Genomic DNA, 21,284 nt, shown 5'->3' with positions numbered 1-21,284 from the left:
GATCCCTGTGCTGTCCAAGGAAATACTGATCGCGGAAGACGAGCCGCGCATGAGAAAACTGGTGGCGGACTTCCTGAAAAAAGCAGGATATAAAGTGGATGAAGCGGCCAATGGCAGAGAAGCACTGGAAATTCTGGAGAGTACCGAATCCATCGATTTGGTGATTCTGGATGTGATGATGCCGGAAAAAGACGGCTGGACCGTGTGCCGGGAAATCCGGAAAAGCTCGGATATTCCTGTTGTGATGCTGACGGCCCGGAGTCAGGAATCCGATGAACTCTTCGGCTTTGAATTGGGGGCCGATGAATATGTGACCAAGCCTTTTAGCCCCAATGTGTTGGTGGCCCGGGTCAATGCCTTGTTCCGCCGTTTGGAGAGCCAGGAGAAAAAAGTGATGCAGTTCGGTACCCTGGAAATTGATTTGAGCGGCCACCAAGTCAGTGTGGATGGCCAGGCCGTTGATTTGAGTCCTACGGAATATGATTTGCTTCAATACCTGGTGGCCAATAAGGGAAGGGCTTTAAGCAGGGAGCAGATTGTCAATGCGGTGTGGGGGTACGATTATTTTGGGGATAACCGGACCGTGGATACCCATATCACCAGGCTGCGCACCAAGCTGGGCAAGGAAAGCAATCTGATTCAAACGGTACGCGGCTTAGGGTACCGTTTTGAGGTGAAAGCATGAAGAATTCCATCAGCAAAAAGCTTTTTGTCTGGATCAGCTGTCTGGGGATCTTTTTTATCTTGCTGTCCTGGATGTTGAATGCGGGTCTTTTTCACCGCTATTATATCAGCCAAAAAAAGAATATGCTTTTGGAGAGCGCCCAAAAAATTGAAAGGGTGTACCGGGGAGATCCCTGGGAGATTCAGGCGGATCTGAAAAAGGCGGAAAGCGAACTGGGGGGATATACTTTTATCATTGATCCCGCAGGCGGGATTAAATACAGTTCTTTTTTTGATCCGGACAATTTTGAGAAACCGCGCCATTCCCCTCCTTTTCCCTTTGTGAAAAAGCGGGTGGTCTGGATCGGCAAGTATCAGTATGAGATCGAACAGGAGCCCACGTCCAACAGCCAGTTCTTAACTTTTTTCTACGGCTTCGACAATGGGGACCGGCTGGCTTTTATCGTACCCTTGGCTTCCGTAGCCCAAAGCGTGGCTATTGCCAACCGTTTCTTCTTTTTTACGGGAATTTTTGTGATCGGATTTGGCATTATTGTCGCCTTTCTCTTTTCCCGAAAATTTACCCGGCCCATCCTGGAGATTAATGAAATCGCGAGAAATTTAGCCAACCTTGATTTCAGCAGAAAATGCCGGGTGGACAGTGATGACGAAATAGGAGAACTGGCCAACAGCATTAATTTCCTCTCGGAGGATTTGGAGCGCTTGATCGGAGAACTGCATGCCAAGAATAAGCAGCTGGAAAAAGATATTGAACGGGAGCGGCAGATTGATGAAATGCGCAAAGAATTCATTTCCAATGTTTCCCACGAATTAAAGACGCCCATCAGCCTGATCCAGGGGTATGCCGAAGGGTTGAAGGTCAATGTAAATGAGGATGAAGAAAACAAGAACTTTTATTGCGATGTGATTATCGATGAGGCGGCCCGTATGGATAAAATGGTGAAGGAATTGTTGAGTTTGTGCCAGCTGGAGTCGGATTTTTCCCGGTTGGAAAGAAGTATTTTTGACCTTTCTCCCCTGATCGACCGGGTGGCGGAAAAATATCGCTCCGTTTTTCACGAGAAGCAGATTACGCTCTCGGTAGAAAAAGGTGAACCTTTGTATGTAGACGCCGACCTGTCCCGGGTGGAGCAGGTTCTGGTCAATTATCTCAATAATGCCATTCAGTTTACGGACTTTGACAAAATCATCAGAATTACCGCCCGGGAGGAGGGGGACAAAGTTCATGTCTCCGTTTTTAATACGGGCCACCCCATTCCGGAAGAATGCCTGGATAAAATCTGGACCAGCTTTTATAAGGTGGATAAGGCCAGAACCAGGACCTTTGGGGGAACCGGATTAGGGCTCTCCATTGTGCGCGGTATTATGGAACTGCACGAAAACCGTTATGGCGGGGAGAATGTCCCCGGGGGAGTCCTGTTTTGGTTTGAATTGGACCGTGCTGCTCCAAATTCACAAGAAATTGCAACGGAATAGTAACAAAGCTGTAACAAACCTTAGGTACACTAAGGCTGGAGACGGAAAAAATTTCCGAACAAATTAGTGGAACGAAAGGAGAAAGTGAAAGATGAAGCGAAGTAGATTCATGACTGCGGTACTCGGCGGCATATTAGTGGGAAGCCTTTTCTGTGTAGGAGCGGCTTTTGCGGAAGGAGACAATGGTACGGATGCAAATTCTTCCGTGAAGCAGGGCTGGATGGGCAAAGGATTTGGCATGAGAGGACCGGGTCAGATGGCCCCCGATTTGATGGGAAAAGGGCAGGAAAATTTACAGGCCGTTCTCGATGAACTGGTGGACGAGGGAACCCTTACGGAGGAACAGGTAGCCGAAATTTCCGATTTTTGTGATCAAAAAGTGGAAGCAAAACAGGCGCAGGTGGAAGAAATGAAAAATCTCACCAAGGAAGAACTGAAAGAGCGCCTGGAAAAAATGAAAAACACGACCCCGGAAGAAAAAAAAGCGGCCATGAGTGAAAAACACAAAGCCGGCCTGCTCAGTGAATTAGTGGATGAGGAAATCATCACCCAGGAGGAAGCCGACGCCATTCAGGAAAAGCTGGAGGAAAAAATGGCGGACCAGCAGGAAGAAATGGCTGAAAAACGCCAGGAAATGACGGAAGAAAGATTTGACCAGCTGGTGGACGAGGAAATCATTTCAGAGGACCAGGCCGATGCCTTGATCGATCTCTGGGCACAAAAGGAAGAAGAGAGAATGACTCAGGCTGAGGAACGGAAAGACATGACCGCTGAAGAACGAAAAGAGGCCGTGGCGGAAAAGAAAACCTTAAAGGATGGCTTTCTCAAAAAAGACGGCGGTTTTTTAGCGGAAGCGGTGGATGAGGAAATCATTACCCAAGAGGAAGCGGATGCCATTCAGGAGTATGAAGCAGCAGCCCGGGAAGCTGAGCGTGAGGAAGCGATGGATGCCCAGTTCGAGCAGCTGGTAGAAGACGGGATCATTTCTGAGGACCAGGCTGATGAAATGAAAGCGTTTTTAGCAGACAAAGCTGAAGAACAGAAGGCCCGGATGGAAGAGCTGAAAAACATGACAGAGGAAGAAAGACAAGCATTTTTTGAGGAGAATAAAACGAAAGGCGTGAACGTTCTGGACCAAATGGTGGATGAAGGCATCATCAGCCAGGATCAGGCCGATCAGATTACTCTGAAAATGCCCGGGCCTGCACATTTTGGGCAGAGAAACGGTGCTTCTCAGCCGGAAGAACAGGAATAAGGTATTTTCTCCAGATATATTCCCCCCGACTCCCTGGTTAAAAATGGATCAGGGAGTCTTTGGCTGCATGAATCCAGGATGAATTTGAGAGAACTTTGAGGTGATGTGATGAAAATGATGAAAAAAAAGTATGCCAAACCGCTCTTAATTACTTTGATCTGCCTCATCGCCATCGGCGCAGGATACTTTTGGCTTTCTTCCCGAAAGGAGCAAAAAGCAAGTGCCAGTTCTGCCCAAGTGGTGATGCCGGTAGAAAAAGGCAGTATTATCAACAAGGCGAGCGGAACAGGCAATATTGCGTCCAGTGTGCGCAAAGAAATTAAAACGCTGGACAACGGCATTGTGGATGAGATCTTTGTGGAGGAAGGACAGTCCGTCCAGGAGGGTGATAAGATTCTCACCTTCCAGAATGAACAGGCAGAGTCCCAACTGGAGTCGGCCAGACTGAGTCTGGAGATTCAAGAGAACAAACTGGCTGAATTGAATCGTGACCTTGCCGAATTAAAAGTCTATGCTCCGGCGGCGGGTGTGGTAGGAGCCATCAATACGGAAGAAGGGGAAGATGTTTCGGGCGGATTTGCTTTAACATCCATCACCGACAAAAAAAGTCTGGAAATTACCGGGGTGTTTAATGCAGCTCAAATCAAGCATATCCGGGTGGGCAATCAGGCTCAAATCGTACTGATCGACAGTTTCGCCACCATAAAGGGAACGGTTACCGATGTGGGTACCAGTCCGGTGGACAGCAGCGACAGCACGGTGGGTTATGAAGTAACGGTAGTGGTACCGAATCAGGGGGGCTTATCCGCCGGGATGACTGCCCAGGTTACCGTGACGAGCGGTGAAGGCAGTTACCAGGCGGCGGATTCGGCCACTTTAGAAAATAAAAGCCCGAAAACGGTTAGCCTGAAAACCGGGGGTACCGTGCAAAAGCTTTATGTAGAAGAGGGTGATACCGTCAAGAAAGGAGACCTGTTGGCCTCCCTGGAAAGCCAAAGCCTGGCAAACGACATTAAAACCCAAAAACTGGAGATTGAACAGAGCCGGTTGAATTTACAAGAAGTAATGGAAACCATGGACGATATGGTGGTCTATGCCCCCATTTCCGGCGTGATTTCCGAGGTTGACGTCACTGCCGGGGAACGGGTTTCGGAAAACAGCACGGTAGCGGTGGTTTCCGACATGAATGCCCTGGAGCTGGTGATTCCTGTGGATGAGCTGGATATCAATAATGTGACCCTGGGCATGCCAGCTACCATTACCGTGAATTCTGTGCCGGATACCGAGTTTAAAGCGGCCGTAACGGAAATCGCCAAGGAGGGCACGGTAGAAAACGGCGTGGCTACCTTTGATGTGACCCTTACCTTGAAAAACATCGAAGGGCTGAAACCTGGCATGAGCGCAACGGGAGAAGTGATCATTACCCAAAAAGAAAACATTCTGACGGTGCCTGTGGAAGCGATCCAGCAACGGGGTAAAGAAAAGTTCGTGCTGGTGCGCAAAGAAGGAAAAGATGAACCGGTGGTTGTGAAAGTGGGCCTGGTTTCCGAGGAAATGGCGGAAATTACCGAGGGGTTAAAAGAAGGAGATCAAGTGGTCTATACGCTTTCATCAGCGGACAGCAATTCCCGGTCTGCTAGGGTGATGATGATGGGGCCGGGTCCGGGCGGCGGCAGTGGAGGCGGTAACAGAACCGGCAGTGGGAGGAGTGGCAATTGATTGATATCAGAAATGTGACCAAAACCTATGATACCGGCGCCATTCAGTGCCAGGCCCTGCGCGGTGTTTCCCTGAACATACATATCGGTGAATATGTCGCCATTATGGGGCCCAGCGGTTCGGGAAAGTCAACTCTGATGAACATTTTAGGGTGTCTGGACACCCCCTCGACGGGAGAATTTTATTTTGAAGGCCAGGAAATCAGCAAGTATTCGGAAGATCAGCTGGCGGAAATCCGCAACCAGAAAATCGGCTTTGTTTTTCAACAGTTTAACCTTTTAGCAAAGATCAACGCCATCGAAAATGTGGAGCTTCCCTTGATTTACCGGGGCATATCGTCTAAACAACGCCGGGATTTGGCTTTGCAGGCTTTAGAACAGGTAGGATTGAGCGACCGCATCACCCATAAACCCAGTGAGCTTTCCGGGGGCCAGCAGCAGCGGGTGGCCATTGCCCGGGCTTTGGCGGGAAATCCTCCCATGATTCTGGCGGATGAGCCCACGGGAGCTTTGGACAGTAAATCCGGCGGAGAGGTGCTGGAGATCTTAAAACGATTGCATCAAAGCGGCAGGACCATCATTTTGATTACCCATGATATCAATGTGGCAAGACAAGCGGAGCGAATCATTGTGATCCGGGACGGGTTAATCGAAGAAGAAGGGGAGAAGGTGTCCTAAATGAGTTTTGCCATGGCAGTGAGGCTTGCCTTAAAAGGGATCGTGGCCAACAAAATGAGAACCTTTTTGACCATGCTGGGGATTATTATCGGTGTTTCGGCGGTGATTATCCTGGTATCCGTCGGCAGGGGAACCACGGCAAGTGTGACGGAAAATATTCAGAGCATGGGAACCAATTTGGTGACGGTAATGATCACCGGCCGGGGGATCAATAATTCTCTTACTTATGAAGAAGCCATGTCCATGTCGGAAAAAACCGGGGTATCCGGAGTGGCCCCGGTGGCCAGCGGATCCATCACGGCGAAGTATGGAACGAAAACCATGGAAGATGTTTCTTTGGAGGGCGTGAACGGAGATTACGCCCAAGTGCGGAACCAGGGGGTTCAGAGCGGCCGCTTTATTTTACCTCTGGATGTGGAGTATCGCCAGAAAGTAGCGGTGTTGGGCATCGATGTGGTAAACGAAATATTCGGTTCGGTCAATCCCATCGGCGAGACGGTACAAATCGACGGCATCGATTATCGCGTTATTGGCGTCCTGGAATCAAAGGGCAGCTCCATGCAAGGGAGCAGTGACGAGAAAGTGATCATTCCCATCACCACCGCCCAGCGCATGCTCAAATCGGAAGGGGTACGCAATATCTATGTAGCGGCGGAATCGCCGGAAGTCGTGACTCTGGTTGTGGCAGAAATAGAACAGTATCTCTTGAAGAAGTTTGATCAGGACGAAGATGCTTACCGGGTGTTTAATCAGACGGAAATGCTGGATACGGTGAACGAAGTGTCTCAAAGTATGACCTTAATGCTGGGAGGAATCGCCGGGATTTCTCTTTTGGTGGGCGGGATCGGCATTATGAATATTATGCTGGTGACCGTGACGGAAAGAACCAGGGAGATCGGCATCAGAAAGGCGATTGGGGCGAAACGGAAGGACATCTTGCGCCAGTTTCTGCTGGAATCTGCCACTATCAGCGGTGTCGGGGGCATTATAGGCGTGTTGTTCGGCCTGGGAGTAAATAAGCTTTTAACGAAGTTGGCCGGCATTAATACCCAATCTACCTTGGCCATCCTAGTGATCGCTTTTTCCTTTTCTCTGGTGGTAGGCATATTTTTTGGCCTTTATCCCGCCAATAAAGCTTCCAAACTAAAACCGGTGGATGCGTTGCGGTTTGAATAAAAAAACACCGAAGAAATCGTTGAAAGGAAGAAGAGTCTTACGGTGATAGGGTTCATGGTATAAGGAAACCTCTTTTCTGTGCAGAAAAGAGGTTCCATTTTGCTTTGCCGTCGATTAGTCTGCGACTCCATCAATGCAGGCCGCGTTTTCGTTGTAAATCCAAACATTGCACAGGATAAATTTAAACTTGACAAATTTAGGGCAACAGCAGGTAGGGCAGCAGCCGCCGCTGTCTTTAAGGGCAGTTTGTTCGTCTCCGGAGCTTAACATTCCTCTAAGAAGCTCCGCATTTTCGGCTACCGCCTGGATCGTTTCCACGTTTAACAATTGGGGCATTCCGGGGGTTTTATCTGGTGTGGACATAAGGGAATTCTCCTTTCAGGGTTTAATATTGTTTGTACTATATTAATATGGAGACTAGCCGACAAGAGTGAGAGAAAAACTTAAAAATTGTTGGGGCAAGGCTGCGCGAAACCAGGTCGGGAAAGAAAAAATGAAACCTCTTTTCTGGTGAAGGAAAAAAGGTTTCTTATTTTTTCTCGCCTCTTATTCTGAGTCTGTTCCGCTGCATGCGGCATTCTCGTTTTCGATCCATACATTGCACAAGACGAATTTGAACTTTAGGAATTTGGGACAACAACAGGTGGTGCACCAGTTGCCGTTAAGAGCTGCTGCTTCGTCTCCGGAATTTAACACTCCTTTTAGCATTTCCGCATTTTCTGCCACTACCTTAATGGCCTCGGTGTTTAAAATTTGGGGCATTTCGGGGGCTCTCTCTCTTTTTGACATAAGGAAATCTCCTTTCACGGTTGGATTATGTTTGTACTCTATAATATGGGGGCCTTTTGCCAACGGTGAAAAAAGACCAAGTTTAAAAAAATTTTAGAAAAAATTTTATTTTCCTATTGACAAAAAAGAAGGAAGAGCATATTATATAAAATAATTTTATAAGGAAAAAGCAATGCGTGGGAAGAGTAGCCGTACTGCAGGCACTCAGAGAGCCGGCATTTGGTGCGAGTCCGGTGTGCAACGGGTAAGGTGAATGGACCCACAAGCTGTAGGTCGAAATTGTTTCGGCAAGAGTAGCAGCCTACCGGAGCCTTTACCGTTAAAAGGAGGCGGGTATCGGACTAAAATGGTCCCGTACTTTGTGAATGCAGGCTTGATTAAGAGTGGCACAGCGAAAGCAACCTTTCGTCTTCTTAGGACGGAAGGTTTTTTTATTTGTCTCTCCGGAACTATCACCTTTTTCTGAGAGATCTAAGTGCAGCTAAGGCTTTCGCCCACGCCGGAGCTTCGGTGTAAGTCAAGTTTTCTTATCAGCCTGAATTTATTGGTGAGGCCAATTGGTTCCCGTACTTGAAAAGCGGAACTGTAGGATGGCCCGCGAAAATAAGCTTTTCGTTCCTATATGGAGGAATGAAGGGCTTTTTTTATTGTTGCCGGCTGGAGCAGATGGTGAAAAAACAAAGGTTTTCCAGTAGGCAGAAAATAGTTGCCAGGTTTTATCTTAAACGTTAAGAAAGGAGTGGAGATGATGAAAAAGGATCGTAACGGGGCCCAGAGTCCCTTTGTGATGGCTGGACCCTGTGCGGTGGAGAGTGAGGAGCAGCTTTTTCAAACCGCCCAGGTGGTAAAAGAGGCAGGAGGACAATATTTAAGAGGCGGGGCGTTTAAACCCCGGACTTCCCCCCATTCTTTTCAAGGTTTACGGGAAAAGGGACTGGAGATGCTGGGGCAAGCCCACCGGTTTTTTGGACTCCAGGTGGTGACGGAGGTGATGGATCCCAGGGATGTGGAACTGGTGGCCCGGTATGCCCAGGTGCTGCAAATCGGCTCCCGGAATATGCAAAATTTTAGCCTCTTAAAAGAGGTGGGCCGGAGCGGGTATCCGGTACTGCTCAAAAGGGGCTTGGCAGCTACGGCACAGGAGTGGCTGGATGCCGCAGAATATATCCGGGTGGAAGGCAATGAAAGAATTATGCTCTGTGAGAGGGGGATCCGCACTTTTTCCGATTTTACCAGGAACACGCTGGACCTGAGCGTGGTACCTTACCTGAAACAGCGGTGCCCTTATCCCGTGGTGGTAGATCCCAGCCATGCCACCGGCGATCGCACCCTGGTGATTCCCATGGCCCGGGCGGCGGTAGCCGCCGGCTGCGACGGCTTAATGCTGGAAATACATCCTGACCCGGCCCATGCTCTCTGTGACGGGGACCAGTCGCTCAACCTGGAGGAGTTTCGGGATTTTATGATAGAGATGGGTGAGGATGAAGAAAGGAGACAGTACCGTGTTTCCTAAGAGCAAAGAAGAGTTCGAGCAAATGGCCCGGGAAGCCAATTTAATCCCGGTATATGAGGAGTATTCCGCTGCCCTGGAAACACCTCTCTCCGTATTTTTAAAACTCAAGCAAGAGGGATATGCCTTTTTGCTGGAAAGTGTGGACGGCGGCACGCGCCCGGGCAGATACTCTTTTATCGGTGCCGAGCCGGCCCTGCTTTTTGAAGCAAAAGAGGGAAAGGTGCTGATTCAGGAAGCAGGCAGGAGGACAGAAGTGCGCTCGTCGGACCCCTTAAAGGAATTGGAGAAGATCTTTTGCCGCTATCGGCCGGTTCAGGTCCCCGGTTTATCTGTATTCAGCGGAGGAGCGGTAGGCTACCTGGGTTATGATATGATCCGCTACTGGGAGGAACTGCCCAAAGACGGTGCCAAGGACACGGATTATCCTGACTGTGCTTTTATGCTGGCCCATACCCTGGTGATCTTTGATCATGTGCTGCAGACCATGAAAATCGTTGTGAACGTACCGGTAGGGGCGGACCCCGGAGCCGGTTACCTGCAGGGAAAAGAAAAAATAACGAAGATTCGTGAACGGATTGATCAAAGCCTGCCCCAGCTTCCGGTATTTGGTGCTGACCGCAATCCGGAAGAGAAAGCATATCGGGACGGTTGCCCGGAAAAGTCCTTTATGGACATGGTAGTAAAAGCGAAAGAGTATATCCGGTCCGGGGATATTTTTCAGGTGGTGCTGTCCCGAAAAATCAGTTTTGATCTCCGGGCGGATCCCATCGCTCTTTACTGCAGTTTAAGAAACATTAACCCTTCCCCCTATATGTTCTACCTGTCTTTTGGTGAGATTCAGCTGATAGGCTCATCACCGGAAATTATGGTCAAAGTGGAAAAGGGCAGGGCAGAGCTGCGTCCCATTGCGGGAACCAGACCGAGAGGAAAAGAAGAAGAGGAAGACCGGAAGCTGGCCGCAGAACTGCTGGCGGATGAGAAGGAAAGAGCGGAGCATTTAATGCTGGTAGATTTAGGACGTAATGATGTGGGCCGGGTGAGCGAATACGGGAGCGTGAAGATGGATGAATTTATGGTCATTGAAAACTATTCCCATGTGATGCATCTTGTTTCCAAAGTGACGGGAAAGCTGAGAAAAGAATACAGCTGTTTTGATGTTCTGCGCGCCTCTTTTCCCGCGGGAACGGTGTCCGGCGCTCCCAAAATCCGGGCCATGGAGATTATTGACGAACTGGAAGGGGAAGGCAGAGGGCCCTATGCGGGAGCGGTAGGATATATCGGTTTTTCCGGGGACATGGATCTGTGTATTGCCATCCGCACCGTTTTTTGCCGGAATCACCGGGGATTTATTCAGGCCGGGGCAGGTATTGTCGCTGATTCCGATCCGGCAACGGAATACCGGGAAACCTGCCTCAAAGCTCAGGCCCTGATCCATGCTTTGGAACGGGCGGAAAGGGGTGAAATCCATGTTGCTGGTCATCGATAATTATGATTCTTTTGTCTACAACCTGGTCCAGTATCTGGGCCAGTTGGGACAGGAACCCGCCGTGGTGCGGAATGATAAAACGGATTTAGACACCTTGGAGAAACTGCATCCGGAAAAGATCGTGATTTCTCCCGGGCCGGGTCATCCTCAAAAAGCCGGCATCTGCCTGGAGGTGATCAGGCGGTTTTCCGGGAAAGTTCCCATCCTGGGCGTTTGTTTAGGACACCAGTGTATTGGGGAGGCCTTTGGGGCCCGGGTGTGCCGGGGAAAAGAGCCGGTGCACGGGAAGACTTCCCCTATTTTCCATGGGGGCAGAGGAATTTTTGCCGGAATCCCCCAAGGCATTGTGGTGACCCGCTATCATTCTCTGATTTTGGATCAAGAGCAGATGCCGGAGGAACTTGAAGTTACCGCGGCGGCAGAGGATGGCACGGTGATGGGGATACAGCGTAAAGGGCACCCCACTTTCGGCGTCCAGTTTCACCCGGAATCCATTGCCAGTGAGTATGGGATGGAAATGTTGGCTAATTTCCTTCGGGCTAATTAGTTTGGACGATGAGAAGGGAAAAACGGAAAAAACGAAAAGAGCGAAAACCAGCAGAGAGGAGCAGAGAAAAATGATGAAAGAAGCAATCAGCAAAGTGATCATGGGTACGAACCTAACTTCCGCAGAAGCGGAGGCGGTAATGGGACAGATGATGGAGGGAAGGGCCACCGACGCCCAAATCGGCAGTTTTCTCACCGGTTTGAGGATCAAAGGGGAGACGGTGGAGGAGATTTTCGGCTGTGCCCAGGTGATGCGGGACAAGGCGGTTCCTTTTCGTACCTGCCATACCCAGGTCGTCGATACCTGCGGTACGGGAGGGGACGGTACGGGTACTTTCAACATTTCTACCACCGTTGCCTTTGTGGTGGCCGGAGCCGGTTTGGCGGTGGCCAAACATGGCAATCGTTCCGTATCCAGTAAAAGCGGCAGCGCCGATGTCTTGAACGCCCTGGGCGTCAATATCCAGCTCAGCCCCGAAGAGGTGGAGCTGGTCCTGGACCGGACGGGCATCGGTTTTCTGTTTGCCCCGGTTTTTCATCAAGCGATGAAGTATGCGGTGGGACCGCGCCGGGAAATCGGCATTCGCAGTATTTTCAATATTCTGGGTCCACTGACGAATCCGGCCCGGGCCAGGTATCAGGTGGTAGGCGTCTACGATGAAAAGTTGACCGAGACCCTTGCCGCCGTGCTGGACTGTCTGGGCGTGGAAGGGGCCTGTGTGGTCCACGGCGCCGGCGGACTGGACGAAGTATCCACCCTGGGTCCGAGCAAAATTACTTTATTAAGACAGGGAAAGATGGAGACCTTCCGCATTGCGCCGGAGGAGTTCGGCTTGCCCGTCCGAAAACTGTCTGATATCCAAGGTGATGATGCTTGCTATAATGCGCAAATAACCAGGCAGGTATTGAATGGCGAAAAGGGCCCGGCCCGGGAAATCGTGCTCTTAAATGCCGCGGCAGCCTTTTTGGCCTGCGGTACGGCAAAGGATTTTGCGGAAGGGATGAAAATGGCCGCCCATGTGATTGATCACGGGCAGGCGAAGGAAAAGATGGACCAATTGATTGCCGTGAGCAACAGCAGCCTGAGACGGGGGGCATGACCATGATTCTGGATGAAATTGTGGCTCATAAAAAACGGGAAGTCGAGGAACTGAAACTGCGTTTGGGCCTGGGTGCCGGTGGGGGTGATTTTGCTTCCGGAGGAAAAGGGGTGTTTAAAAAGGCTCTCCAGAAGCCGGGCATCAATTTGATTGCGGAAGTGAAAAAAGCATCCCCTTCTAAAGGAATATTAAAGGAAGGTTTAAATCCTGCAAAATTGGCTGGGGTATACCAGCACGGGGGAGCGGCGGCCATTTCCGTTTTGACGGACAGCCGGTTTTTTAAAGGAAGCAGGGAGGATTTCATCGCCGTGAAAAGCACGGTGGCAATACCGGTGCTGCGCAAGGACTTTATCATTGATCCTGTGCAGATCTATGAGGCAGGGCAAATGGGGGCGGATGCGGTTTTATTGATTGCCGCGGTCCTGGACGGGGGCCGGTTGAAAAGTCTGGTGGAACTGGCGGGACAACTGGGCATGGACGCCCTGGTGGAGGTCCATTCCCGGGAAGAATTAGTGAAGGCGCTGGACAGCGGAGGAGAAATTATCGGCATCAATAATCGTGACTTAAGGACCTTTCAAGTCGATCTGGCCGTTACCCTGGAATTAGCCCCGCTTGTACCCCCATCCTGTGTCCTGGTAAGTGAAAGCGGCATTCATACCGGGGCGGATGTGAAAACTTTAGCACAGGCCGGTGTTCACGCCGTTTTGGTGGGTGAGGCTTTAGTCACCGCGCCCCATGTGATGAAGAAGATGAAAGAGCTGCTGGAGGGGGAAGAAGGATGACCTGGATCAAAATATGCGGCATCACCAATGGGGCAGATGCCCGCTTGGCGGTGTCTTTAGGAGTAGACGCCCTGGGGTTCATTTTCGCGCCCAGTAAGCGTCAGGTAAAGGCGGAGCGGGTGCAGGAAATTGTGGCCGGGTTGCCGGAAGGACCGGAAAAAATAGGTGTTTTCCTGGATCAGAGAGAGGAAGAGGTCAAGGGCATTGCCGCTTCCTGCCGCCTCACCGGCCTGCAGTTTCACGGCAGTGAGACCCCCGAATACTGTAAAAGATTTTTTGGCTACCGGGTGATAAAGGCCTTTCGGGTCAATGAATCCACGGGCTGGGAGCAAATAGACTCCTATCTTAAGAGTGAGGCTGTGGATTATCTGTTATTCGATACTTATGTGCCGGGGACACCCGGAGGCACGGGACAGACCTTTCCCTGGAAAGTGGTCAGGGAGCAGGATTTTCGGGGTGTGCCGGTGATTGTGGCCGGGGGGATCAACCCGTCTAACGTCTTGCAAGCGATCACGGAAGCACAGCCTTTCGGCATCGATGTAGGGAGCGGTGTGGAAGAGGAACCGGGACGGAAAAACGGGGATAAGTTAAAGGAACTGGTCAGGAAGGTAAGAGAGAGGGAGGCTAAAGAGGCATGAAAGGGACAGGATATTTTGGAGAATTCGGCGGGCGTTTTGTCCCGGAGACTTTAATGGCGGCTTTAAATGAGCTGGAAGCCGCCTATGAGAAATACCGCAATGAGAAAAATTTTCAGGAGGAATTCCAGTATTATTTGAAGCAGTATGTAGGCAGGCCGTCACGGTTATATTTTGCGGAAAAATTGACCCGGCACCTGGGGGGAGGGAAGATTTATTTAAAAAGAGAGGACTTAAACCATACCGGGTCCCATAAGATCACGAACAGCCTGGGTCAGGCTCTATTAGCCAAAAAAATGGGTAAAAAAAGAATTATTGCGGAAACCGGGGCCGGTCAGCACGGGGTGGCCACGGCCACGGCCGCTGCTTTACTGGACCTGGAATGTGAGGTTTTCATGGGTGCGGAAGACATCCGGCGCCAGGCCTTGAATGTGTTTCGTATGGAGATTCTCGGCGCTAAGGTGACGGAGGTGAAATCAGGGAGCCAAACCTTAAAAGATGCCACCAACGAGGCTATGCGCAACTGGGTTTCTACCGTGGAAGACACTTATTATGTGATCGGTTCTGTAGTGGGACCCCATCCTTATCCTACTCTGGTCCGGGATTTTCAAAGTGTCATCGGCGGGGAAACCAAAGAGCAGTTACATGAAATGGAAGGGCGGCTGCCGGATTATTTGATCGCTTGTGTGGGTGGGGGCAGCAACTCCATGGGGCTTTTTTATCCTTTTAGGGAGGACCGGGAAGTAGCGCTGGTGGGCGTGGAAGCGGGCGGAGCAGGAATTTCTACCGGAAAACACGCCGCCTCTCTTACGGCCGGGACCAAGGGAGTTTTGCACGGTGCCTTAAGTTTTCTGCTTCAGGACGGAGACGGGCAAATTCTTCCGGCCCATTCTATCTCCGCGGGACTTGATTATCCGGGGGTAGGACCGGAGCACAGCTTTTTCAAAGCAAGCGGGAGAGCCCAATATCTTACCGCTACAGATGGGGAGGCGCTGGATGCTTTCCGACTGCTCTCCCGGCTGGAAGGGATCATCCCGGCTCTGGAAAGTGCCCATGCCATTGCCGGAGCATGCCGGATTGCTCCTCGGCTTTCCCCAGAACAAATTATCGTCGTTTGCCTGTCCGGCCGGGGAGATAAGGATGTCGCTCAGGTTGCGGAACTAAGCGGAGGAGGGAAATAAGATGAACAGGATCGACTATATTTTTGGAGAATTGGACCGAAAGAAAGAAAAAGCCCTGATCCCGTATGTCTGCTGCGGTGATCCTACGGTAGCCTTTACGGAGGAACTGGTGGTGAAACTGGCGGAAAGCGGGGCAGACCTGATCGAACTGGGGGTCCCCTATTCCGATCCCGTGGCAGACGGGCCTACGGTGCAAAAAGCTTCTGTGCGCGCCTTAGCGGGCAAAATCACTTTGGATAAAATATTTTCTTTGGCGGCCCGGGTCCGGCAGAAAACACAAATTCCCCTGCTCATCATGACCTATTACAACCCGGTTTATGTCATGGGTGTGGACCATTTTATTGAGCAGGGGCGTGCGGCGGGAGTAGACGGCCTGATCATTCCCGATCTTCCTTTGGAAGAAGCCGGTCCGGTACAGGAGGCCCTGGAGAAAAAGGGCATGAACTTGATTTTTCTCGCCACGCCGACCAGTACAAGTGACCGGCTGAAGAAAATTGCCCGTCTGGCGCAAGGTTTTATCTATTGTGTCAGTGTTACGGGAGTAACCGGGGCCAGGCAGGATATCTCAGATCAGCTTTCCCTTCTGGTAAAGAGGCTCCGGCAAGAGACCCGGATTCCACTGGCGGCAGGCTTTGGGATCTCCGGACCGGAAAATGCCCGGAAAGCGGCGGCCCTAGCGGACGGCGTGATTGTAGGAAGTGCCCTCATCGATCGCATGGAGCAAAGTTTAACACAGCATCCGGAAGATTATCACCGGGCGATGAAGGAAGGATGCAGTTTTGTGAAAACGTTAAAAAGCGAATTAAGAAGAGGAGAGGCGGTCCAACTGGCCGGAAGATTTTAAGTATTTGAGCACAAATTGTAGCATCAATCCGGTGATGATCCCCGTGGGAATAGAGGAAAAAAGCATGATGGGCAGGTAAAAGAAGATGCCCACATGGGCAATCAGGAATGCGGCCATGGCCAGCTGCCCCAGGTTGTGGGCGGCGGCCCCGGCAACACTGATGCCGATGAGGCTGAACCCGGATAAAACTTTTTGCAGGAAAGCCATGATACAGGTGCTGGCCAAGGCCCCGGAAAAGCTTAAAAAAAACCCGGTGGACAGAAAGGTGCCGCTTAACAAGGAACCTAAGAGGATGCGCAGGACCACAATCTGGAGCACGGTTTTGAAATCAAAAATCACCAAAGCCATCAAAGTTATAATGTTGGCTAAACCCAGCTTTACGCCGGGAATGGGAAAAGGGTTGGGAAACAAGGCTTCAATGATATGAAGAACGGTGGCTAAAGCCACCAGAACCGATATCGTGGTTAGTCTTTTGGCGGAACGCAATTCTTTTCCCCCTCCGCATCATCTCGCGTAACAAGATTATTTTGGGAAGATATTTTCATTATTATTCGGTATTAGTTTATTACGGCTAGTTCCTGTTGGCAAGAAGCTTTTATTCTTTCATCCATTCAATTCAAGAACCGTCCCTGAATTGAATATGATAAAGGACCAGATTTGAGCGAAATCTGGTCCTTTATCTTTTGGCTGGGGTGGCTGGATTCGAACCAACAGGTGGCGGATCCAGAGTCCGCTGCCTTACCGTTTGGCTACACCCCAATGTATGAATAGTGGTCGGGACGACAGGATTTGAACCTGCGACCACCTGATCCCAAATCAGGTGCGCTACCAAGCTGCGCTACGTCCCGGATAAGCAAAACTTATTATACTGAATAACAGGAAAGAAGTCAATAACTAATTCTTTAATAATTTACCTTAAGAATAGAATGGTCAATTCGACGCTTTCCTATTCATGAAAACCCTTTAACAGCTGGAAGCACCAAATAGGGCGGATTTATTTCCTTTGGCCGGAGATTGCTTTCCGGCCTTCACTCCGGCCGGTAAAATAGAAAAAAAGCGCAAGATTAACGGGGCTTTTCAGGATGCTATTATTTATTGACTTTACATAGGGACCTGTATATCATTAGGAAAGGAGTTTAAGGAAGATTTTGTAGAGATATGGGGGATGTTGTCATTGGGGTAAAAATTGTGACAGATAGTACGGCTTATTTAGGGCAGGATTTAATGGAACGTTACCATATTTCTGAAGTTTCCTTGACGGTGAATTTTTACGGAAGGAGTTTTCCGGAAGGTAAAGAGCGGAAGTATCATGATTTTTATGAGAGACTGCGTCACTCTAAACTCTTTCCCACTACCTCACAACCTGCGGTGGGCGATTTCGTGGAAACCTATCGGCGTCTTACCGCCGACGGCTCATCTGTAATATCTCTTCATATTTCCGGAAGGTTTAGCGGCACGGCCCAGGCTGCCCATACCGCTGCGGACATGCTGGAAGATAAGGATATTTGTGTGGTGGATTCCTTGTACACGGTCGCGGTATTAGGCTATATGGTGGAAGAAGCCGGGAAAATGGCGGCAGAAGGAAAAAGTAAAAACGACATTTTAGCCCGGATCAATTTTATGCGGGATCATTCCCATCTTTTCTTTCTGGTCGATTCCTTGGATTATTTGTACCGGGGCGGCCGGATTGGCGGCGCGGCGGCGCTTTTTGGCACTATTTTGCAGATTAAACCCATTTTATATGTGAAGGATGGCGTGATAGACGTATTAACAAAGGTAAGAACGCGGGAAAAAGCTGTTCAACAGTTAATGCAGGAAGTAGCCGGACAAATTCAAAACATGCATGTGCCCAGGATCAGGATGGGTGTTTTGCATGTGGACGATCCTGCAAAGGGAGAGAACCTAGGTTTTCTGTTGGAACAGAGGTTTCCCGGCATCAAGCCGGATCAATTTGAAGTGGGGCCGGTGGTAGGAAGCCATGTAGGCCCTGGGAGCGTAGGGGTTGCCATTAGTGAAGTAAATTAGTGGATTCGGCCTGGAGACTAGAGGCCTTGCTGTGTTAGAAAAAAAGGGTATGATGGCGGCAATGACAGCCGGGACGATAGAGACATGGGGGACATCGTTTATACGCGGGCTGGACCATATCAATAAGAGAAGTATTATTGCATGCAGTATACAATATACAGTATTTTATCCTTTTTCATCTATTCGGATGTTTCCCCCTTTGGGCGGAGGGATAATCCAAAAATACGGTGGGGATCCTAATTATTGGACATTTAATCCGGTTTGACGATAGACTGTTCCTTTTTTTGTACTGAACAACAAAATAAACATTTAGCAATAAATTAACCTTGTGAAGAATGTAACTTATCACGTACAATTACATGTGAGACAGTCTGTCGTAAAATGTCATCTTGGAAAAAAACAACTCTTATTGACAGGGCGTAACATGTATGCAACAATGTTCATGGAACCGTACCAGACGTCCAAAACAACGTACTAATCATGTTCAAAACGCCGAACAAAACACAGATAGTTCTTAGTTGCCGTAGAAACGAGGTGATATCATGAAGATTGCTGTTTCTGGCAAGGGGGGAGTGGGGAAAACCACCATTTCCGCTTATTTTGCCAAAAGATTTGCCAAAGAAGGATATCAAGTATATGCGGTTGATGCCGATCCTGACCTCAGCTTGGGCACGGTTTTAGGCATTGAGAACAGTGATATTGCAAACCTGAAGCCTATTGTGGATATGAGGGACGTAATTGCCGCGAAAAGTGGAGGGGGCGGTTCGTTTTATTCATTAAATCCTGATGTGGACGATGTGCTTGATGAATACGCCATAAATCTGGGGAATATTAAGTTTTTCAAGATGGGTGCGGTAAAACAGGGAGGCAGTTCCTGTTACTGCCGGGAGAATTCTTTTTTGAATTCTTTAATGAATTCCCTGCTGTTAAAGAAGAATGATGTGGTCGTGTTGGATATGGGTGCGGGTATCGAACATCTGACCCGGGGAACGTCCAAGGGAGTAGATGCTATTGTGGTAGTCACGGAACCAACCGTAGTGAGTGTGCAGACTGCCAAAGTGGTAAGCAACCTGGCACGGGAACTGGAGATCAAAAGTGTCAAGTTTGTAGGCAATAAAATTCGCCGTCCTGAGGAGAAGGAGTTTTTGCTCAAACAACTGCCTGCCGCAGATATCCTTGGGTGTGTAAGTTACAACGATCACATGCTCGATGCCGCCCTGGGCATTGAGACGACTGAAGGATCCGCGGGATTTGAAGAAGAAATGGACCAGATCTTTCAAAATTTAGTTAAAGACGTTCAGGTTTAGTTTCCGCACCATCAATATCTATGTACATCAAGGTGAAGGAGGTTTAATGTATGCCAAGATTTAGAGAAACAACTCTCAAATCAACTCCATCCGTACCCAGAAAGGAACGGATCAAGGATCCCAAAAACGTGATGCGTTCAGTGGATCCTGCAGCTTTATTAATGCTGGAAAAGGCCAAAGAAAAGAATTTGCTTTCTGCTTATGACCGGTTTGCGGCACAACAACCTCAGTGTGCTTTCGGTTATGAAGGTATCTGCTGTCGTATTTGCTTCCAGGGACCCTGCCGGATCAAATCCGAAGAAGGACCGGGAAGCAAAGGTATCTGCGGTGCGCACGGATACACCATTGTATCCCGTAACGTAGCCCGGATGATGGCGGGCGGCGCCTCTGCCCACTCCGACCATGGTCGCCACATTGCCCATGCCTTATTGCATGCTGCAGAAGGTAAAATTGCTGACTACAAAGTAACCGACGTGGAGAAGTTAAAAAGAGTCGCGGAAAGAGTCGGCATCAGCACGGAAGGCAAAACAGCCAACGAATTAGCGATCGAAGTTTCCCAGGCAGCTTTAGAGGACTTCGGACGTCAAACCGATGAACCCTGCACCTGGCTGTGGTCCTATATTACGGAAGGCAGAAAGAAAAAATTTGAAGATTGCAATATTGCTCCCACCTCCATTGACAGAGCCGTTGTGGCGATGATGCACCAGACCCATATTGGCGTGGACGCTGACCCGGTTAACATTATTTTCGGCGGTTTAAAGACTTCCTTGGCGGACTATACAGGGATGCACATTTCTACCGACCTATCGGACGTCCTGTTTGGGACCCCGAAACCTGTGATTACGGAAGCCAACTTAGGTGTTTTAAAAGCCGATAAAGTAAATATCGTGGTGCACGGGCACAACCCGCTGCTGAGTCAAACTGTCGTCAATGTTGCCAAGGAAATGGAAGCAGAAGCCAAGGCTGCCGGCGCTGCCGGTATCCAGCTGTCCGGTATCTGCTGTACGGGAAATGAAGTACTGATGCGTTCCGGCGTGCCCATTGCCACCAACTTTGCCTCTCAAGAATTGGCCATCATGACCGGTGCTGTCGACGTGATGGTTGTGGACGTACAGTGCATTATGCCAGGTGTGAGAGCAATATCCGAATGCTTCCATACCAAGATTGTGACCACCATGGATAATTCTAAGATACCCGGTTCTTATCATTATGCCTTTGATGAGCACCATGCCGTTGAAAGCGCAAAAGGAATTATCCGGTTGGCGATCGAAGCTTTCAAAACGAGAAAAGGAAAAACCTGCGAAATTCCCCAAATTAAAAACAAGGTCATTGCCGGATTCAGTCTGGAAGCGCTGCTGGAATTGTTTGCAGCCCTCAATCCGGAAACTCCGATAAAAGTATTGACCGATGCCATTGAAGCGGGTGAAATCGCCGGTGTAGCTCTGTTTGCCGGGTGCAACAACTTAGAAGCACCTCATGATAATAATCACCTGACGATTGCCAAGGAATTGGCGAAGAATAATGTGTTCTTAGTAGGTACCGGATGCTCTGCTCAGGCTTTGGCCAAAGCTGGACTGCTCGCTCCTGAGGCTGTCGAAGAATATGCCGGTGAAGGTTTGAAGAGCTTCTTGAAGAAATTAGCTGATGCGAACAAAGATAAACTGGCGGACGGTCTGCCCTTGATGTTCCACATGGGATCTTGTGTAGACAATTCCCGTGCTCATGACCTGTGCACCATGATGGCAGAGCAAATGGGCGTGGATATTCCGAAGGTTCCCTTTGTTGCTACGGCTCCTGAAGCGATGAGTGAAAAAGCCGTTTCCATCGGTGGCGGCGCTGTTGCCATGGGTATTCCGACTCATGTGGGTACCATGCCTCCCATTGAAGGAAGCTCTCTTGTTTACGGCATTGCCACGCAGATTGCCAGTGACGTATACGGCGGCTACTTCATTTTTGAAACCGATCCGGTCGCTGCGGCAACCAAATTAACAGCCGCTCTTGATTATCGTACCTGGAAGCTTGGTATTCACAAGAAGACGGCGGAAAGATACGAAACCAAGCTTTGCGAAAACTATTAATAAATTGGCAA

At 49.7% G+C, this 21,284-nt stretch carries 20 protein-coding genes and 2 tRNA genes; 17 read left to right on the top strand and 5 right to left on the bottom strand.

Going from position 1 to position 21,284, the window contains the following annotated elements; all coding sequences use genetic code 11:
- The first annotated feature begins 7 nt into the window (after nucleotides 1-7).
- The 6 genes from DCMF_RS05995 (at nucleotide 8) to DCMF_RS05970 (ending at nucleotide 6,987) form a co-directional block, all read left to right on the top strand.
- The gene (locus tag DCMF_RS05995; RefSeq protein ID WP_148137757.1) at nucleotides 8-685 is read left to right on the top strand and encodes a response regulator transcription factor; all 678 of its coding nucleotides are present in this window, start codon (nucleotides 8-10) and stop codon (nucleotides 683-685) included.
- The gene (locus tag DCMF_RS05990; protein WP_148133583.1) at nucleotides 682-2,160 is read left to right on the top strand and encodes a sensor histidine kinase; all 1,479 of its coding nucleotides are present in this window, start codon (nucleotides 682-684) and stop codon (nucleotides 2,158-2,160) included. The genes DCMF_RS05995 and DCMF_RS05990 overlap by 4 nt, the downstream gene beginning before the upstream one ends.
- A 91-nt stretch (nucleotides 2,161-2,251) precedes the next feature.
- On the top strand, nucleotides 2,252-3,415 hold the full coding sequence (locus tag DCMF_RS05985) for a hypothetical protein (RefSeq protein ID WP_148133582.1): 1,164 nt from the start codon (nucleotides 2,252-2,254) through the stop codon (nucleotides 3,413-3,415).
- Nucleotides 3,416-3,523: 108 nt separating this feature from the next.
- The gene (locus DCMF_RS05980) at nucleotides 3,524-5,134 is read left to right on the top strand and encodes an efflux RND transporter periplasmic adaptor subunit (protein WP_148133581.1); all 1,611 of its coding nucleotides are present in this window, start codon (nucleotides 3,524-3,526) and stop codon (nucleotides 5,132-5,134) included.
- Complete coding sequence (locus DCMF_RS05975) at nucleotides 5,131-5,811, top strand: ABC transporter ATP-binding protein (protein ID WP_148133580.1); 681 nt, start codon at nucleotides 5,131-5,133, stop codon at nucleotides 5,809-5,811. The genes DCMF_RS05980 and DCMF_RS05975 overlap by 4 nt, the downstream gene beginning before the upstream one ends.
- On the top strand, nucleotides 5,812-6,987 hold the full coding sequence (locus DCMF_RS05970; protein ID WP_148133579.1) for an ABC transporter permease: 1,176 nt from the start codon (nucleotides 5,812-5,814) through the stop codon (nucleotides 6,985-6,987). It abuts the gene before it with no gap.
- A 114-nt stretch (nucleotides 6,988-7,101) separates the two neighbouring features.
- Here the strand turns inward: DCMF_RS05970 and DCMF_RS05965 are convergent, their stop codons facing one another.
- Complete coding sequence (locus DCMF_RS05965) at nucleotides 7,102-7,350, bottom strand: hypothetical protein (RefSeq protein ID WP_148133578.1); 249 nt, start codon at nucleotides 7,348-7,350, stop codon at nucleotides 7,102-7,104.
- 183 nt (nucleotides 7,351-7,533) lie between these two features.
- Nucleotides 7,534-7,776, bottom strand: coding sequence for a hypothetical protein (locus DCMF_RS05960; RefSeq protein WP_148133577.1), 243 nt, complete (start codon nucleotides 7,774-7,776; stop codon nucleotides 7,534-7,536).
- A gap of 745 nt (nucleotides 7,777-8,521) precedes the next feature.
- Here DCMF_RS05960 and aroF point away from each other — a divergent pair.
- The 8 genes from aroF to trpA all read left to right on the top strand — a co-directional run bounded on the left by aroF (nucleotide 8,522) and on the right by trpA (nucleotide 15,863).
- Complete coding sequence (gene aroF / locus DCMF_RS05955) at nucleotides 8,522-9,289, top strand: 3-deoxy-7-phosphoheptulonate synthase (protein WP_148133576.1); 768 nt, start codon at nucleotides 8,522-8,524, stop codon at nucleotides 9,287-9,289.
- Entirely contained in the window at nucleotides 9,279-10,775 is a 1,497-nt protein-coding gene (gene trpE, locus DCMF_RS05950) for an anthranilate synthase component I (RefSeq protein WP_236860202.1), read from the top strand. Before aroF ends, trpE begins: the two co-directional genes overlap by 11 nt.
- Nucleotides 10,756-11,322, top strand: a complete 567-nt coding sequence (locus DCMF_RS05945) for an anthranilate synthase component II (protein ID WP_148133574.1) — start codon at nucleotides 10,756-10,758, stop codon at nucleotides 11,320-11,322. Before trpE ends, DCMF_RS05945 begins: the two co-directional genes overlap by 20 nt.
- Before the next feature lie 70 nt (nucleotides 11,323-11,392).
- The gene (gene trpD, locus DCMF_RS05940) at nucleotides 11,393-12,421 is read left to right on the top strand and encodes an anthranilate phosphoribosyltransferase (protein ID WP_148137756.1); all 1,029 of its coding nucleotides are present in this window, start codon (nucleotides 11,393-11,395) and stop codon (nucleotides 12,419-12,421) included.
- Between the two features lie 2 nt (nucleotides 12,422-12,423).
- Nucleotides 12,424-13,203 (top strand): indole-3-glycerol phosphate synthase TrpC, encoded by a 780-nt coding sequence (gene trpC / locus DCMF_RS05935; RefSeq protein WP_148133573.1) that lies wholly within the window; start codon nucleotides 12,424-12,426, stop codon nucleotides 13,201-13,203.
- Nucleotides 13,200-13,841 carry a phosphoribosylanthranilate isomerase gene (locus DCMF_RS05930; protein WP_148133572.1) on the top strand — a complete coding sequence of 214 codons (642 nt, stop codon included), beginning with the start codon at nucleotides 13,200-13,202 and terminating at the stop codon, nucleotides 13,839-13,841. The genes trpC and DCMF_RS05930 overlap by 4 nt, the downstream gene beginning before the upstream one ends.
- Entirely contained in the window at nucleotides 13,838-15,019 is a 1,182-nt protein-coding gene (gene trpB / locus DCMF_RS05925; RefSeq protein WP_148133571.1) for a tryptophan synthase subunit beta, read from the top strand. Before DCMF_RS05930 ends, trpB begins: the two co-directional genes overlap by 4 nt.
- Nucleotide 15,020: 1 nt before the next feature.
- Nucleotides 15,021-15,863, top strand: a complete 843-nt coding sequence (gene trpA, locus DCMF_RS05920) for a tryptophan synthase subunit alpha (protein WP_148133570.1) — start codon at nucleotides 15,021-15,023, stop codon at nucleotides 15,861-15,863.
- Here trpA and DCMF_RS05915 read toward each other — a convergent pair.
- The 3 genes from DCMF_RS05915 to DCMF_RS05905 form a co-directional block, all read right to left on the bottom strand.
- Nucleotides 15,822-16,349 (bottom strand): Gx transporter family protein, encoded by a 528-nt coding sequence (locus DCMF_RS05915; protein WP_236860201.1) that lies wholly within the window; start codon nucleotides 16,347-16,349, stop codon nucleotides 15,822-15,824. The two genes, trpA and DCMF_RS05915, sit on opposite strands and share 42 nt — an antisense overlap.
- 198 nt (nucleotides 16,350-16,547) lie before the next feature.
- Nucleotides 16,548-16,622 (bottom strand) — tRNA-Gln (locus DCMF_RS05910).
- A gap of 12 nt (nucleotides 16,623-16,634) precedes the next feature.
- Nucleotides 16,635-16,711 (bottom strand) — tRNA-Pro (locus DCMF_RS05905).
- Nucleotides 16,712-17,051: 340 nt separating this feature from the next.
- Here DCMF_RS05905 and DCMF_RS05900 point away from each other — a divergent pair.
- The 3 genes from DCMF_RS05900 (at nucleotide 17,052) to cooS (ending at nucleotide 21,273) form a co-directional block, all read left to right on the top strand.
- Nucleotides 17,052-17,888, top strand: a complete 837-nt coding sequence (locus DCMF_RS05900) for a DegV family protein (protein WP_214659132.1) — start codon at nucleotides 17,052-17,054, stop codon at nucleotides 17,886-17,888.
- Nucleotides 17,889-18,430: 542 nt separating this feature from the next.
- Nucleotides 18,431-19,195: an ATP-binding protein gene (locus DCMF_RS05895; protein WP_148133568.1), complete on the top strand. Its 765-nt coding sequence runs from the start codon at nucleotides 18,431-18,433 to the stop codon at nucleotides 19,193-19,195.
- Between the two features lie 50 nt (nucleotides 19,196-19,245).
- Nucleotides 19,246-21,273, top strand: coding sequence for an anaerobic carbon-monoxide dehydrogenase catalytic subunit (gene cooS / locus DCMF_RS05890; protein WP_148133567.1), 2,028 nt, complete (start codon nucleotides 19,246-19,248; stop codon nucleotides 21,271-21,273).
- The last annotated feature ends 11 nt before the right edge of the window (nucleotides 21,274-21,284 follow it).

Source organism: Candidatus Formimonas warabiya, from assembly GCF_002777255.1.
Lineage (GTDB): Bacteria > Bacillota > Dehalobacteriia > Dehalobacteriales > Dehalobacteriaceae > Formimonas > Formimonas warabiya.
The sequence above is the reverse complement of the archived record's forward strand: the minus strand, read 5'-3'. Positions and strand labels throughout refer to the sequence as shown.